This is a genomic window from Dysgonomonas sp. GY617, assembly GCF_015233815.1.
Taxonomy (GTDB): domain Bacteria; phylum Bacteroidota; class Bacteroidia; order Bacteroidales; family Dysgonomonadaceae; genus Dysgonomonas_A.
The window spans coordinates 152,116-168,710 of sequence record NZ_JADCLR010000003.1 but is presented as its reverse complement, the minus strand read 5'-3'; the positions used below and the strand labels follow the sequence as shown (position 1 = coordinate 168,710).

Below are 16,595 nucleotides of genomic sequence, written 5' to 3'. Positions count from 1 at the left end.
TTATTCTTCTTTTAGTTTTGATTTCTCTTGCTCAATAAAGGCAGTAATCATTGTTCGATATACAGACTCTGCAATATCCGGATTAAGATTTACCTCATTAGCCAAACTGCGAACTTTGGTTATTATTTGTTCTACTCTTTTGGGAGCTTCAACATCGGCTTCGGTCTTCTTAAATTTAGCTGCCTGATTGACAAAGATACTTCGTTCGGCCATTAAGCGGATTAGATCTTTATCAATACGGTCGATATTTTCGCGAACTTCATCTAATGACTCACAAGTAATTACTTTCATAATAAACAAGATATTATAATCTAACTAAGAATTCAGTTCTAAAAATCTTTTAAAGATAGCTTTTACTTTACCACTATCTATGGCTTCTGTCGCCTGAGCAACACATTCTTGTATTGACAGATTAGGATCGATAGTTTGAATACCTATTGCCGAATTAGCTATTACTGCATTCTTTTGTGCTTGTGTAGCTGTATTATTAATAATGTTATCGAAAATAGCAGATGCATCTTCGGGAGTTTTACCTCCATCAAGATCAAGTTCTGAACATCTTTCAAAACCCAGTAGTTCGGGAGAATAGATACTTTCAGAATTTCTGTTTATAACTTTAAAATCACCAGTAAGAGATATTTCGTCATACCCATCCAAGCCATGTACAATTGCATAATCAACATCGGTTTGCTGATACATATAATAATACATACGAGCCATCTTTAGGTTGAAAACTCCTAATACGCTTCTCTTGGGACGAATAGGGTTTGCTACAGGTCCAAGCATATTGAAAAATGTACGCACACCTAAAGCTTTACGGACGGGAGCAACCTCTTTCAGTGCATTATTAAACAAGGGTGCATGTAAATAGGCAATATTAGTCTCAGCCAGAGACTTTTCTAATTTACTTACATCATTGGTGAATTTAACACCATGTTGTTCCATTACTGTTGATGCACCACTTACAGATGTTGCACCATAATTTCCATGTTTTGCAACTTTGTATCCGGAAGCGGCTACGGTGAAGCACGATAATGTAGAGATATTGAATGTATTTTTATTATCACCGCCTGTACCTACAATATCTATTGGATTATAAGCAGCTAATGGAGTAACATCTGCACATAGTTCGAGTAATGCATCGGTAAAACCGAGAAACTCATCTATACTTATGCTACGCATCAGATAAACACTTATAAATGCTGCAATCTGAGATTCGTTGTATTCGCCCATCGACATACGAGTCAGTATATCTTTCGATTCAGCACGACTCAGTTGCTGATGGTTGAATAATCTATTTAATACTTGTTTCATCGTTTTATACTAATTTTTCTAGGCTATCTGTCGTCTTGCTGATTTCTTCATCTGTCAGCTTATAGTTCGACATATTTCCTGATAAATACTGATCGTAAGCTGTCATATCAATTAATCCATGTCCTGATAGACAGAATAATATATTTTTTTGAACACCTTCTTCTTTAGCTTTAAGAGCTTCACGTATTACTGTTGCAATGGCATGAGTAGATTCGGGAGCAGGAATAATTCCTTCTGTATTTGCAAAAAGCTGACCGGCTTCAAATGTTTCTAATTGAGGAATAGCTTGCACTTCAATTAATCCATCTTTGCGAAGTTGACTTACAATTGTTCCTGCACCATGGTATCTCAATCCTCCTGCATGAATATCAGCTGGTTGAAAATCATGTCCAAGTGTGTACATCGGTAAAAGTGGAGTTAGACCAACGGAGTCACCAAAGTCATACTCAAATTTACCTCTCGATAATTTGGGACAAGAAGCAGGCTCTGCTGCAATGATGCGAATGCTTTTTCCATCCACTATTTTGTGACGTAGGAAAGGGAAACTAATTCCTGAAAAGTTAGACCCTCCACCAAAGCAACCTACAACTATATCAGGATATTCTCCTGCAATGTCCATTTGTTTTTCGCTTTCTAATCCTATAACAGTCTGATGTAATGAAACATGATTCAATACACTACCTAAGGTGTAGCGAGTATCTGGATCTTTTGCTGCCATTTCTACTGCTTCAGAAATAGCAATACCTAAACTGCCTGAGTTATTGGGGTCTTTAGCCAATATACTCCGTCCCGATTCTGTTTTATTACTGGGTGAAGCAATAACATTGGCTCCCCAAGTTTGCATCATCATTCTTCTATATGGCTTTTGCTCATAGCTAACTTTTACCATATATACTTCCAGATCCAATTTGAATACGCTAGATGCAAAACTTAATGCAGCTCCCCATTGTCCAGCTCCTGTTTCGGTAGTCAAACGCTTAATTCCTTGTTTCTTATTATAGTATGCCTGAGGCAATGCCGAATTCAATTTATGTGAGCCGATAGGGCTTACACTCTCATTCTTAAAATAGATGTGAGCTGGTGTTCCCAAAGCTTTTTCCAGTCCAGTAGCTCTTACTAATGGTGTAGGTCTCCATATTTTATACAACTCTCTCACTTCTTCGGGAATATCAATCCATCTATCTTGAGACATTTCTTGCTGTATAAGTTCTTTGGCAAATATAGGTTCCAAGTCTTCTGCACTTAAAACTTCTTTTGTAGCCGGATTTAATGGAGGTAAAGGTTTGTTTACCATATCAGCTACAATATTATACCATTGTTTAGGAATCTCGTTCTCACTTAAAAGTATTTTTTTCGACATAATAATTGACTTATTTAAAATAATACTAGACTTTAGCTTAATAGGTTTATACTTATTTTGATAAAAAATTCTTTACTATTACTGCTCCTTCAGGAGTCAATACTGATTCTGGGTGAAACTGTACACCATGCACATCATATTCTTTATGTTTCATTGCCATAATCTGTCCATCGCTGTCAGTAGCAGTAACGACAAAACATGTTGGAAGGTCTTTAGCATCAACAATCCACGAATGATAACGTCCGACCTCTATCTCTTTATCAAGACTATCGAAAATATAATCATTTTCAATAATAGTGGTACTTGTGGTTATTCCGTGATATACATCTTCTAAATTAACAAGATTAGCACCAAATGCTTCACCTATTGCTTGATGACCCAGGCATACGCCTAAAATAGGTTTAATGGCTGCATATTCTTTAATTAAAGGGAGTAGAAGACCTGCTTCTGATGGAACACCAGGACCGGGAGATAAAATAATTTTATCGTATTTAGAGATATCAGCTAATGCTATTTTATCATTTCGAACAACATCTACATCTGTATATCCAAGCTGTTTTACAAGATGAACCAGATTATATGTAAATGAGTCGTAATTATCAAAAATTAATATTTTCATAAAATTTAGTATTAAGGTCTCAGACCTATTTATTACAGTGGTTTACTTATAGTCTGCGACCTAGTTCTTTATTGTTACAGCAAAATCTACAGCTTTTTTTAAAGCTCCCAGTTTATTTTTCACTTCCATAACTTCGGTTTCGGGAGTAGATTTCGCTACGATTCCCCCACCCGCTTGATAATAAAGTGTATTGTTTTTACTAAGGAATGTACGGATAGTTATTGCTTGATTTAGATCGCCATTGAATCCGATATATCCGATACAACCACCATAAACTCCTCGCATCGATTTTTCAATATCTCGGATCAATTGCATTGCTCTTACTTTGGGTGCTCCCGATAAGGTTCCTGCCGGAAACGTATCAGCAAATACTTTTATGCTATCAACATCTTTATCTATTGTTCCACTTACACGAGATACTAAGTGGATTACATGAGAATAGAACTGTACATTTTTATAAAAATCAACTTTTACATCGTGGCAGTTGCGACTGAGATCGTTACGAGCTAGGTCAACCAGCATCACATGCTCTGCATTTTCTTTTTCGTCTTTCAATAGGTTTTCTGACAATATACGATCTTTCTCATCATCACCCGTACGGAAATAAGTTCCTGCAATAGGATCAATATAAGCTTTTCCTTTTGTCACTTTACAGTGAGTTTCGGGAGAAGAACCAAATACTCGGAATGAGCCAAAATCGAAGAAGAATAAATATGGAGAAGGGTTTATTGAGCGTAATGCTCTGTATACATTGAATTCATCTCCTTTGAATTTTTGAGTAAAGCAACGTGATAATACAATCTGAAATACATCACCTCGTTTACAGTGTGCAATTCCTTTTTTAATCATTTCGATATGCTCTTCATCTGTTATATAAGAACACTCGTTACCGATGCTTTCGAAATTGTAAGTTGCTATATTATTATTCATTAATATGGCTTCCAGTTCTTCCGTTCGAGAAGTATCTCCTTCAACAACATTTTCAACGATTGTCAATTCATTTTTTAAATGATTGATGACAATAATAAAACGATATAAAATGTAATAAAATTCAGGAATATTGGCATTATCCAATTTGAAATTAACCGAATCAACATCTTCAAAGTGGTGAATAGCATCGTAAGAGGTATATCCAAAGAAACCATTGGTTCCCGTAGGATTTTCTCCTTTCACATCAAATTCTTGTATAAACTGCTTGAAAACAGAAGTTAATTGATCAGATTCTAATAAAGGTTTTTCTATTATTTCTCCTGACGGGTATTGTTTTGTAATACTTCTATCCTCTACCTTAAATCTGGCAATAGGGTCAACTCCAACAAAGGAGAAGCTATTTTCATTTGTATGGAAATCAGAACTTTCAAGTAATGCCGATTCTGTATAAGCATCTCTAATTTTCAGATATATGCCTACCGGCGTTTGCATATCAGCAAGAAGCTTTTTAGTTTGAGTTTGTATTTTTATTTTCATCTTTTAGATTCTTCTTTAATTCGTATATAGGTTTCCATATCCTTATCTCCACGTCCCGAAAGACAAAGAACAATTACATCATCTGACTTGAATTTTTTCTGACCAAATACTCCTAATGCATGAGCCGATTCAATAGCCGGAATAATACCTTCTAGTTCGGTCAACTCAAATGCAGCAGCAATGGCTTCATCATCGGTTACAGCTAATACTTCCGACCTTCCTGTTCTTGCAAGGTGTGCATGTAGCGGACCAATACCCGGATAATCGAGACCGGCTGATATTGAATAAGGCTCTTCAATCTGTCCATCTTCCGATTGCATTATAAGAGTCTTACTGCCATGAATAATACCTAATTTACCAAGATGAATGGTTGCAGCAGATTCGCCCGAGTTTACACCTTTACCGGCAGCTTCAGCCAATACAATCTTAACATCAGCATCGTCCAGAAAGTGGTAAGTCATACCTGCAGCGTTACTGCCACCACCTACACAAGCTATTACATAATCGGGGGTTTCTTTACCTTCTTTTTCTAACAATTGTTTACGCGTCTCTTCACTGATAACTGATTGAAGACGGGCAACCATGTCTGGATATGGGTGTGGTCCAACAGTAGAACCTATAATATAATAGGTGTCAGAAGGATTGCAACACCAATCTCTAATTGCTTCGTTTGTTGCATCTTTCAGTGTCATATTACCACTTGTAACAGGTACAACAGTTGCTCCAAGCATTTCCATTTTCTGTACATTCAGTTTCTGACGCTCTACATCTGTTGCTCCCATATAAACAATACATTCCATGTTCATAAGTGCACAAACAGTTGCAGTTGCTACACCATGCTGTCCGGCTCCCGTTTCAGCAATAATACGAGTTTTACCCATTCTACGAGCCAAAAGTATTTGACCAATAGTATTGTTTATTTTATGAGCTCCTGTGTGATTCAGGTCTTCACGTTTCAAGTATATTTTACAGTTGTATTTCTCTGATAATCTTTTAGCCAGATAAAGAGGTGAAGGTCTTCCTACATAATCGCGAAGCAAGTCATGATACTCTTTCTGAAAAGTAGAATCATCAAGTATTGTCAAATATGCTTTCTTTAAGTTTTCTACATTATCATAAAGAATTTCAGGAATATAAGCACCTCCAAATTCTCCATAAAAACCGTTAGAATCAACATTAAATTTTCCCATTATATATTATATTATTGTTTTCTATTTTTCACAAAAAAAACCTATCGTGAGGACGATAGGTTTTCATTTATTATTTAATCATTTTCTATTGATTAACACACAATGATCCGACTCACGACTTTTGAAGTTGTAAGCACCACCACCAATATGTATTTGTCAATTGAAAATTCATTTCTTATTTCATTATGATATTTGCAAAGTTATAAAAAAATTATAATTAACAAACCATTTCAAATAATTTTTGAAAAAATAATACTATTAAAGATATCATCTCCGTCTATTGCTTTAGTAAGTGTAAGTAGAAGAGTCTATTATTCCTTAGAAATAAAACAACAAACGGTTCCTTACTCTGTCTTTTCTTCTTCGTTTGCAATAAATTCTTCTATCTTGTCTACCATACTTTTACTTCCACAATAGAAAGGTGTACGCTGATGAAGTTCCGTAGGCGTTAGTTCTAGAATACGTCTTTTACCATCAGAGGCACGCCCACCGGCTTGTTCTGTAATAAAAGCCATAGGGTTACACTCATACAATAGACGTAGCTTACCTTTAGGTGTTTTCAAAGTAGATGGATATAGGTATACCCCTCCCCTAATGAGATTACGATGACAGTCAGAAACTAAACTTCCTATGTAGCGTGATGTATAAGGGCGGTTCTCCTTTTCTTCCTGACAATACTTTATATAGTTTTTAATCCCTTGCGGAAAATGTACATAATTACCTTCGTTCACCGAATATACATTACCATCCTCAGGACATCTCATATTAGGATGTGACAAATAAAAACTGCCAATAGCAGAGTTTAGAGTGAAACCATTCACACCTGCACCTGTTGTGTAAACAATCATTGTAGAAGTTCCATAAAGGATATATCCTGCTGCGGCCTGATTTACTCCCGGTTGTAGAAAGTCTTCCATAGTAACGGGTGTACCAACGGGTGAAATACGATGATAAACAGAAAAAATAGTTCCCACCGAAACATTAACATCAATATTTGAAGATCCATCAAGAGGATCCATCAAAACAACATACTTGTTATTATGAGATTGATCTAACCCTTGAATAGTTATAAAATTATCATTTTCCTCAGATGCTATTCCGCAAACAATTTCTCGGTTGACTAGTGTTTCCACAAATACATTATGAGCATACAAATCGAGCTTCTGCTGATCTTCACCCTGTATATTTGTAGTTCCTACTGCACCAATAATGTCTATTAGACCGGCTTTTCTTACTTTGTAGCTTACTACTCTAGCTGCTAATAGTATAGAGTTAAGAAGGCGAGATAATTCTCCTGTTGAATATTGAAAGTCGTCTTGTCTTTCAATAATAAACTCATCCAAAGTTTTTCTGGTATTACTTTTCATAGGCTTATGTGCTTTGTAATTATATAAATACTATTGATATATATAATGCTTTAATTCGAAAATAGTTCTGAGAAGATAATATGTTAAGTAGCAGTAAATATATTTATAGAATATTATTTATCCATAATAGTCAATTATACAGAGATTTATAACGTAATCAATTACATGAAAACTTTATTGGTTTTTCGTCGGATAATTAGGGCTAGTCAAAATGGTTTCTTTAAATACATTAAGTTTACCATCTTTAATATAAGGCTCCCCTCTTTCGCTCAAATGTTCAATCATCGAATTACGCCATTTGTCTAGATTAGCCTTGTATTTTTTATTTTTAGATAGGTTTACTGTTTCTCCTCTATCTTTCTCTAAGTTGAATAATTGCTCCTCTCCGGTATGGAAAAACCATATATATTTCATCTTTCCATCAGTCAATGCCGCCCAATAATTATCATTTTCATAAATAGTTGCATGTTCTAAATCAATATAAGGTCTCCAGGCATTTTTCTGATTTTTTAGTAAAGACAATACTGACATTCCATCCATTTCCAGAGGTTTATCGATATGAGATGCTTCGAGGAATGTGGGTAGAACATCTCTCAACTCTACAACCTGATCTATTTTCTGATTCCTTTTGAGATTCATATTCTTAGGAGGCTTCACAATAAAGGGGATATGAGACGAACCCTCGTAGGCATAAGTTTTACGCCAGTGATAATGATCTCCCAACATGTCTCCATGATCCGAGATAAATATAATTAGAGCATTATCATAGATACCTTTGTCTTTTAAGCTTTGAATAATCCGTCCGATCTGGTCATCAACAAAAGTAACCGCACCATAATAATATCGGCGTGATTCCAGAGAATGTTCAAGTCCAAAGTCTCCAAACGGAGCATCAGGTGTCATCTTCCTATCAGCAAACGATTGGCACCAATTTCCAATATAGGGAGCTACAACATCTTTATACATGTCGGCATATTTCTTAGGAGGATCATAAGGGCTATGTGGACGGGCAAAAGATATCTTAAGGAACATAGGTTGTTGCAGATTGTAGTTCTCAATAAAACGGATAGCTTCATTACCTGTCCATTGTGTTGGATGTAGACGTTCTTCTAAAGCATACTCTTTCCCTTGATGTGCATTCCATCCTATTCCTGTAGAATCAGGATTAAGTCCGGGAGCTTCCATTGCGAACCATTGGCGGTAATCACTTACAAAATCAGGAGATTCAACACGTCCCGATTCATCCAGAAGAGTTCCATAAAAACCATGCAGGCTGCGTTGGGGAGTCCAATGCATTTTTCCTATACCAAAAGTAAAGTAACCTGCATCACGTAACATTTGAGGCATTTCATTCGGATACTTTGGTGCGACCTTATAATATCCTAACATTCCATGTTTCCAGGGAGCATTACCCGTCAATAAACTAGCTCGTGCAGGCGTGCTACTGGGTAAGGATGAATAACCATTCATAAATAATGCGCCATCCTCGGCTAACGCATCCATATGTGGAGTTGAGATATAAGGATTCCCCATGGCCCCCACACAATCAGAACGTTGCTGATCGGTCATTATTAAAATTAAATGAGGCTTTTGTTGGTCTTGCGCCTTGTGCTTTGAGGGTATGACCAATCCAACTAATGTAAAGGATATTAGTTTTAATGCTTTCATAATACTATGACAAATTAAGGTTTAAGCCCTAAAAGAGCTTATAATAATCAGATCAAAGGTATCGAAAATAGAATGAAGTAGTAAAACACTTTATAGATTTAACTATTTCCTTTTGATAATAAGCTTGATTCTATAATAGAATGTACTTTTTTCATTAACTCAGGAAGATCATCTGAGGTAAGATTAGCTGTTTCGATAGGTTCGTGGAATGTGAGAGAAATAGCGGATGGAGACATGCGCCAGGAGTGGATAGGAAGCACTTTATAAGCACCATCAATAGTCATCGGAACAATGGGTAACTTTAAGCTTAAAGCTGTCTGAAAAGCTCCTTTCTTGAATTCTGCCATATTGCCGTCAGGAGTGCGGTGTCCTTCGGGGAAAACAACTGTCGACATACCTTCTTTAAGTGTATCTCTTGTATTCTTCATCGTTTCTACAATGCCTTTTCTGGTCGATTGATCTACAAATACATGACCAGCCTTTGCAGATGCAAGTCCTACTAGGGGCATTTTTTTTAGGCTTTGTTTCATCAGCCATTTAAAATTATGACCTAGATAGCCATATACCAAAAATATATCGAAAGCTCCTTGATGATTTGCTACAAATATATAAGACTGTTTTTTATCTAAAACTACTTTACGATTTACCTTAATACGTAATAAGGCAGCTACACATACAAATCGTCCCCAAATAACTCCCGGATAATACCCCCAGAATTTATTATTGCCCAAAGTAGAGCCTATTATTATTGTTAGGGTACACCAAGTAGTAGAGAGAATTAACAATGGTACAAAAATAACCCATTGATATATAAGATATAAAATACGTATCATAGAAGTATTGTCAATAAAAAAGGGTCTTTAGACTCGTTAATTAGTTTCAAATATAACTGTTTTAAATGAAATGATAAAGTTTTGGTGTATGTGAGTTAAGTTCCGCTTCTGAATTTAGTAGTAAGCAAGAAACGAGAACTGTATATAATTACAATTCTCGTTTATATTTAAACTGAGATATTCTATTAGATACCCAGATCTTTACATATTTGTTCTACTTTAGCCTCTGTTGCAGCATCTACTTTTGCAAAATCTGCACGAGATGGTAATTTGTCAACTACTTCAATATAGAATTTTATCTTAGGTTCAGTTCCCGAAGGACGAATTGAAACCTTAGTCTTATCTTCTGTAAAATACTGAAGCACATTAGATGTAGCTGGCATGTCTAATTTCGAAATTTTGCCGGTTCTAAGATCTTTAACTTCTAAGATCTCGAAATCTTTAACTAGAGTAACTTTAGATCCAGCAATCTCTTCTAATGGATTGTTACGGAAATTATCCATCATAGATTGGATTTCTTGTGCTCCAGACATTCCTTTCTTCACAACAGAAATACCTTTTTCTTTAGAAAAACCATATTCTACATAAATATCCTGAAGCATTTCATAGATAGTTCTGCCATTATCTTTACACCATGCAGCTATTTCAGCAAATAGAGCAGCAGCCGAAACAGAATCCTTATCACGAATAAAGTCTTCTGCTAAGAAACCATAGCTTTCTTCGCCTCCACCGATATATTTGCGTTTGCCTTCCAATTGACGCATTACAGATGCAATCCATTTGAAACCGGTAAAGCATTCGAACATCTCTACACCATTTTTTTCAGAAATAACCTGAGTCAGTTCACTTGTTACAATAGTACGTACAGTATATTCAGTACCTGTCAATTTGCCAAGTTCTTTCCAACGGGTAACAAGATAATATATAAGGATAATCATTGTTTGATTACCATTCAATAGAATGAAATCTCCGTTTGTATCACGCACACCTGCACCAAAGCGGTCAGCATCGGGGTCAGTTGCAAATACCAATTCTGCACCCGTTTCAATACCTTTCTTTACAGCCATTGCCATAGCAGCAGGCTCTTCGGGGTTAGGAGAAACTACTGTAGGGAAATTGCCATCAACTACATCTTGTTCGGGTACGTGTATTATATTGGTAAAACCGTATGCTTTCAAAGCTTTAGGTACAATCTGACCACCTGTTCCATGGATAGGTGTATATACTATACCTATATTTCCATGACGCTTAATGGATTCGGGAGACAATAATATTGCTTTAAGAGATTCAATGAATTTATTATCCATATCCTCGCCCAAAGACTCGATCAAAGCTGGATTTCCTGCAAATTTAATCTCAGCAACTGAGCTAATACTATTAACTTCTTCAATGATGTTTTTATCGTGAGGAGGTGTTACTTGTGCTCCATCATCCCAATAAGCTTTATATCCATTATACTCTTTTGGATTGTGCGATGCTGTAAGAATAACACCACTTTGGCAACCTAAAGTACGTATTGCGAATGAAACTTCGGGTGTAGGTCTCAAGTTTTCAAAAAGATAAACTTTTATCCCATTAGCCGAGAATATATCAGCAACAACCTGTCCGAAATATTTACTATTGTTACGGCAATCATATCCAATAACAACTTTTATTTGTTCCAGATGCGAAAATTGCTTTAATAAGTAATTTGATAGTCCTTGTGTGGCAGCACCAATGGTGTACTTATTGATACGATTGGTACCTACTCCCATAATTCCACGAAGACCACCCGTACCAAATTCTAAATCTTTATAGAAAGATTCCATTAATTCGGTTTTATCTGCATTATCAAGCATACGCTTAATCTCGGTTTTCGTTTCGGCATCATAATCCCCTGCTAACCAGATATTAGCTTTAGAGGTAACTTGCTTTAGCAGTTCTTTGTTTTCCATAATACTTATATGTATTTTATTTTGTTATTTCTTAAACACAAATATAATAAAAGTAGATTGACCGACAATCAAACTAATTTACAAATAGCACTCTTTTCCTAAAATAGATTCAATGAAAAATTACTTATTGTTTTCTTTATTTTTATTATCCACCAATTCAGAATCTTTTAATTGAACTGGTTTTGATCGTTTTCTTAGCTTCATATTGAAGAATTCTACCAATAAAGAAAATGCTATTGCAAAATAAATGTACCCTTTTGGTATTTCTCCGACAACAGAACCAAATATAGAGATTTGAGATAAATGAGCAGCTTCTACGAGTAGCATCACCCCTATCAGAATAAGGAAAGAAAGTCCCAATATCTGAATAGTCGGGTGTGTATTTACAAAGCGACTTACTGGACCCGAAAATAGTAGCATAATAACTACTGAAATAACTACAGCAGTAACCATAATAGACATGGCTCCTACATAACCAAATTCATTAAAACTAACTAAACCAACAGCAGTTAGAACACTATCAAAAGAAAAAACAATATCAAGAGCTATAATTTGAACTACAACAGAAATAAAGCTGGTTTTCTTGGCTTCTCGTCCATGCTCTTCCATTCCCTCTAGTTTGTGATGTATTTCTGTCACACTTTTATATAAGAGAAACAGACCTCCGAAAAATACAATTAAGCTCTGTCCCGAAACAGAGCCATCAAACCAGGATGTATCAATAGATATAATAGGTTGAGTCAATTTCATTAGCCATGAAATACAAAACAATAGTAATATTCTAAAGAGCATGGCACAACTCAAACCAATAGTTCTGGCTCTGGGCTGTTGCTCCGGAGGTAATTTAGATGACATTATTGACAAGAAGACAATATTATCAACACCTAATACTATTTCGAGAAAAGTTAGGGTTAGTAAAGCGATCCATGCGGAAGGAAGCAAAAACGTTTCTAATATCTCCATAAGTAAAGTCTATTTATAAATTTGATACAAATTTAATTTATTATATATATCAATAGGTATTGGTTGTCATTAAAAGTGAATCGTCTCTATATTTTCAGATAACATCCTTTGATGATTGTATTTACCCAAAGAATAAAATAGAGTAAGGTTTCTTATCTCCAAAAACAAAAGTATCTTTGCAACTTCTTTTCGCTATGCACACAAAGCCTATTTAAAATTAAAGTTTCTATTCTTGATGAAGAAATATATACTCATAATAGCTCTATTAGCACCATTTAGTGTTTATTCCCAACATTTATTACGACATAAAACTACAAAATCTATCCCTGCAGATTCTCTAGATTTGCAATATTATTCAAAAAAGAAGGGTTGGGGAGCAGCTGCTCAAATCTTCACACTTAATATGTCTATTTGGGCATTCGATCGTTATATAATGAAAGAAGATTTTGCATATATAGGCTTTAATTCTATAAGTAACAATTTGAAAAAAGGATTCTACTGGGATAACGATCAAATTGGAACAAATATGTTTCTGCATCCATATCATGGTAGTTTATACTATAATTCAGCTCGGTCTAGAGGTTTTAACTATTGGGAATCAGGTGCGTTCGCTTTAGGAGGAAGTGCCATGTGGGAGCTATTTCTAGAAAATGAACCCCCTTCAACTAATGATATAATTGCTACTCCAATTGGAGGTATGGCTTTAGGAGAGGTACTTTATAGAGCTTCCGATTTGGTATATGATGATCGTAAAAAAGGAGGAGAAAGGTTTAGACGCGAATTCTTCGGTTTCCTTATATCTCCATCCAGAGGACTTACCAGAATAATAAATGGAGATGCATGGAAAAAAAGATCGACCTCGGGTCGTCAGTTTGGTATTCCTGAGATTAGCGCAGAGATATCAGCAGGAGTCAGGGTATTAGAATTACAAGATGAAATCTTAGATAAAGGGATTGGTTTTACAACTACTGTTAGTGTTGAATATGGAGATCGTTACGAAGACGAAAGTACCAAGCCTTTTGACTATTTTACGATACAAGCCAATTTGAATATACAAGAATCTCAACCCATGTTGGGGCAAATAAATATTATCGGACGTCTTTGGGCTAGTCAATTGGTTGATTCTTCAAAGGATTATTTAGGAATAGGTATTTACCAACATTTTGATTATTATGATTCAGATACTATTTCGAAAAAATCTAATGAAATACCATATAAACTGGCAGCTCCTGCAACTGTAGGTGTGGGACTTATACATAAGAGTAAACGTTTTGCTGATTGGAATTTTAACTCATATGTCCATCTTAATGGAATTATATTAGGTGCAAGCTTGAGTGACCACTATAGGGTGTCGAACAGAAACTACAACCTTGGAAGTGGCTTTGGTTGGAAAACGGGAATCAATATTTCATATAAAGATAAAGTTGGTGTATCGTGGTTATATGAAGGCTACAGGTTATTTACATGGAAAGGTTATGCCAAAGGAACAGACCTCGAAAATGTAGATTATGAACACCTGAATGCACAAGGGGATAATTCGAATGCAACATTTAATCTAACTACCTTTCGGGTTGATCTCAAATTGAGAGATAAGATACATTTAACAGGAACTGCAACGGGATATAGGCGTTCTACCCATTACAAATATTACAATGATGTGTACTCAGTAACAGCAGAAGGACGACTGATGCTAACATACAAATTCTAATATAAATTTAATTGAGAATTGGGGCCACAGTAGAAACTCTAAAAGAGTCAATACAAAATAAAAAGGACAGACTTATAAAAGTCTGTCCTTTTTGTATATTTATCTATACTTTAGATTAGTGACATCCACAGCCAGATCCGCATGAAGAACCTTCAGACTCGTCTGAGCTTCCACAACCGCAGCCTGATCCGCATCCTTCAGAATCATCTGAACTACCACAACCACAACCTGATCCGCATCCTCCACCTTGAGGTGCAAATAATGCTGCAATTTCTTCAGCTGATGCTTCTCTTATTGACAATACATTACCTGTAAAGTGTAATGTTTCACCAGCTAGAGGGTGGTTAAAGTCCATTTTAACAACATCGTCGCTAACAGATACTACTGATCCGTTAAGTCTGTTGCCATTTGAATCCATCATTGGAATAGTATTTCCTTCAAATACTACGCTTTCGTCCATTTTTCCATCAACCTCAAATATATTTTTAGGTAAATCTACTAAATGCTCATCGTCATATTCTCCATATGCTTGATCAGGAGTAAGAATGAAGTCGAAAGAATCTCCTTCAGCCAAACCGTCTACATTTTTTTCAAAAGCTTCAAGCATAGAATTTGTTCCAAAAATAAACTCAAGTGGTTGCTCAGGAGTTGCTTTTTCCATTAACTCTTTTTCGTCACCTTCGCCAACATTCAAGTCATAAGATAGCGAAACAAATTTATTAGGTGAAATTTTCATTTTGATTATTTTATATTACTTAATATTCAATCGCCCAATTTTACTCCGGGCTATTTTTAGTCTTCTCAGAATACATAACAAGAATCATGCCCTTTTGTTGAATGCGTTCTGTTTTATTTATTATTTAATTGCAGCTTTTAAGTTATTTAGAGCTTTTTCGATTACCGATCTAGGTGATCCGACATTTAAGCGCATAAAGCCCTCTCCTCCTTTGCCAAACATCATACCATCATTTAATGCCAATTTAGCATCTTTTACAAATAGTGATACTAAATCTTTTTGAGTCAAATCCAATTCTCTACAATCAAGCCATACTAGGAATGATGCCTCAGGTATCATAGCTTTTATTTGAGGGATATTTGTTTTTAGAAATTGATCAACAAATTGAATATTTCCCCAAATATAGTCTTTAGCTTCAATTAGCCATTCTTCTCCTTTTTCGTATGCTGCCTGAGCTGCCAGATAAGCAAAAATGTGACCTTCTTCTAATTCGCTACTCTTTAGATAATTGTTAAATTTGGTTCTTATCTTTTCATTTGGAATAATTGAATATGAACTCACAATACCTGCAATATTGAAGGTTTTGCTTGGAGCCATAAACGTTATACTATTTTGAGCTGCCTTTTCCGAAACAGAAGCAAACGGAACATGTTTATTGTTCTCAAAAGCCATGTCTGAATGAATTTCGTCCGATATAACAAGTATGTCATTGTCATAACATACTTCTGCCAAATCGGCTAGTTCTTCTTTAGTCCAAACTCTACCTCCCGGATTGTGAGGATTACAAAGTATTAATATTTTGGACGAAGTATCTATTCTTTTCTTCAAATCAGATAAATCCATCTTATATTGTCCAGCCTCTAACACTAAAGGATTATCAACAACTTTCCTCTGGTGTAGGCTTGGTATAATTCTGAATGGATGATATACAGGAGGCTGTATTATTACATGATCTTCTTTAGTTGAAAAGCAATCTATTACAAAAGCAATTCCTTTTACAATACCAGGTATAAAGGTTATCCATTGTTGATCTAAAGTCCAATCGTGACTTCTTTTCACCCAATTAATAATCGAGTTGTAATATTCTTGAGAAGGACATGTATAACCAAACAAACCATGTTTCGCACGTTCTATAATAGCTTCGGTAACCGCTGGAGGCGATAAAAAATCCATATCTGCAACCCATAAAGGTATTAGATCTTCACTACCATATCTTTCTTTTAAAACGTCTATTTTTAGAGCATTAGTTCCTCTGCGATCTATGATTTGATCAAAATTATACTTCCCCATTTTCAGAATTGGTCAATTTTGGTATTGTAAATATTATAATAAGACTATCTCTCTTGAGTGCCTGTTTATAATTTAAATTAGCCACAAAGATAGTAAAATAAAGAGGGATATTTTATTAATAAACGAAGATTAATAGATAAAACAAG

Annotated in this window: 14 protein-coding genes; 1 reads left to right on the top strand and 13 read right to left on the bottom strand. The window is 35.4% G+C overall.

Annotated features, from left to right (window positions below; genetic code table 11):
- From IR022_RS04860 to IR022_RS04810, 11 genes are all read right to left on the bottom strand, one after another.
- Entirely contained in the window at positions 1 to 291 is a 291-nt protein-coding gene (locus IR022_RS04860; protein WP_194202837.1) for a chorismate mutase, read from the bottom strand.
- Between the two features lie 24 nt (positions 292 to 315).
- Positions 316 to 1,314 (bottom strand): anthranilate phosphoribosyltransferase, encoded by a 999-nt coding sequence (trpD, locus tag IR022_RS04855; RefSeq protein WP_050708379.1) that lies wholly within the window; start codon positions 1,312 to 1,314, stop codon positions 316 to 318.
- A 4-nt stretch (positions 1,315 to 1,318) separates the two neighbouring features.
- Positions 1,319 to 2,677 carry a TrpB-like pyridoxal phosphate-dependent enzyme gene (locus IR022_RS04850; protein WP_050708380.1) on the bottom strand — a complete coding sequence of 453 codons (1,359 nt, stop codon included), beginning with the start codon at positions 2,675 to 2,677 and terminating at the stop codon, positions 1,319 to 1,321.
- Positions 2,678 to 2,726: 49 nt separating this feature from the next.
- Positions 2,727 to 3,293, bottom strand: a complete 567-nt coding sequence (locus tag IR022_RS04845) for an anthranilate synthase component II (protein ID WP_050708381.1) — start codon at positions 3,291 to 3,293, stop codon at positions 2,727 to 2,729.
- Positions 3,294 to 3,353: 60 nt separating this feature from the next.
- Positions 3,354 to 4,760 (bottom strand): anthranilate synthase component I family protein, encoded by a 1,407-nt coding sequence (locus IR022_RS04840; RefSeq protein WP_194202836.1) that lies wholly within the window; start codon positions 4,758 to 4,760, stop codon positions 3,354 to 3,356.
- Entirely contained in the window at positions 4,757 to 5,950 is a 1,194-nt protein-coding gene (gene trpB / locus IR022_RS04835; RefSeq protein ID WP_194202835.1) for a tryptophan synthase subunit beta, read from the bottom strand. The genes IR022_RS04840 and trpB overlap by 4 nt, the downstream gene beginning before the upstream one ends.
- 344 nt (positions 5,951 to 6,294) lie before the next feature.
- On the bottom strand, positions 6,295 to 7,317 hold the full coding sequence (gene fbp / locus IR022_RS04830; protein WP_050711196.1) for a class 1 fructose-bisphosphatase: 1,023 nt from the start codon (positions 7,315 to 7,317) through the stop codon (positions 6,295 to 6,297).
- A gap of 174 nt (positions 7,318 to 7,491) precedes the next feature.
- Positions 7,492 to 8,985, bottom strand: coding sequence for an arylsulfatase (locus IR022_RS04825; protein ID WP_194202834.1), 1,494 nt, complete (start codon positions 8,983 to 8,985; stop codon positions 7,492 to 7,494).
- Positions 8,986 to 9,083: 98 nt separating this feature from the next.
- Positions 9,084 to 9,818: a lysophospholipid acyltransferase family protein gene (locus IR022_RS04820; protein WP_194202833.1), complete on the bottom strand. Its 735-nt coding sequence runs from the start codon at positions 9,816 to 9,818 to the stop codon at positions 9,084 to 9,086.
- A 185-nt stretch (positions 9,819 to 10,003) separates the two neighbouring features.
- On the bottom strand, positions 10,004 to 11,752 hold the full coding sequence (locus IR022_RS04815) for a phospho-sugar mutase (RefSeq protein ID WP_050709940.1): 1,749 nt from the start codon (positions 11,750 to 11,752) through the stop codon (positions 10,004 to 10,006).
- Positions 11,753 to 11,872: 120 nt separating this feature from the next.
- Complete coding sequence (locus IR022_RS04810) at positions 11,873 to 12,715, bottom strand: TerC family protein (RefSeq protein WP_194202832.1); 843 nt, start codon at positions 12,713 to 12,715, stop codon at positions 11,873 to 11,875.
- A gap of 235 nt (positions 12,716 to 12,950) precedes the next feature.
- Between IR022_RS04810 and IR022_RS04805 the strand changes: the two genes are divergently transcribed.
- Positions 12,951 to 14,423 (top strand): DUF3943 domain-containing protein, encoded by a 1,473-nt coding sequence (locus IR022_RS04805; RefSeq protein WP_050711210.1) that lies wholly within the window; start codon positions 12,951 to 12,953, stop codon positions 14,421 to 14,423.
- 115 nt (positions 14,424 to 14,538) lie between these two features.
- Here IR022_RS04805 and IR022_RS04800 read toward each other — a convergent pair whose 3' ends face one another.
- On the bottom strand, positions 14,539 to 15,159 hold the full coding sequence (locus tag IR022_RS04800) for a peptidylprolyl isomerase (protein WP_050711209.1): 621 nt from the start codon (positions 15,157 to 15,159) through the stop codon (positions 14,539 to 14,541).
- Between the two features lie 120 nt (positions 15,160 to 15,279).
- Entirely contained in the window at positions 15,280 to 16,449 is a 1,170-nt protein-coding gene (locus tag IR022_RS04795) for a MalY/PatB family protein (protein ID WP_194202831.1), read from the bottom strand.
- Positions 16,450 to 16,595: the final 146 nt, after the last annotated feature.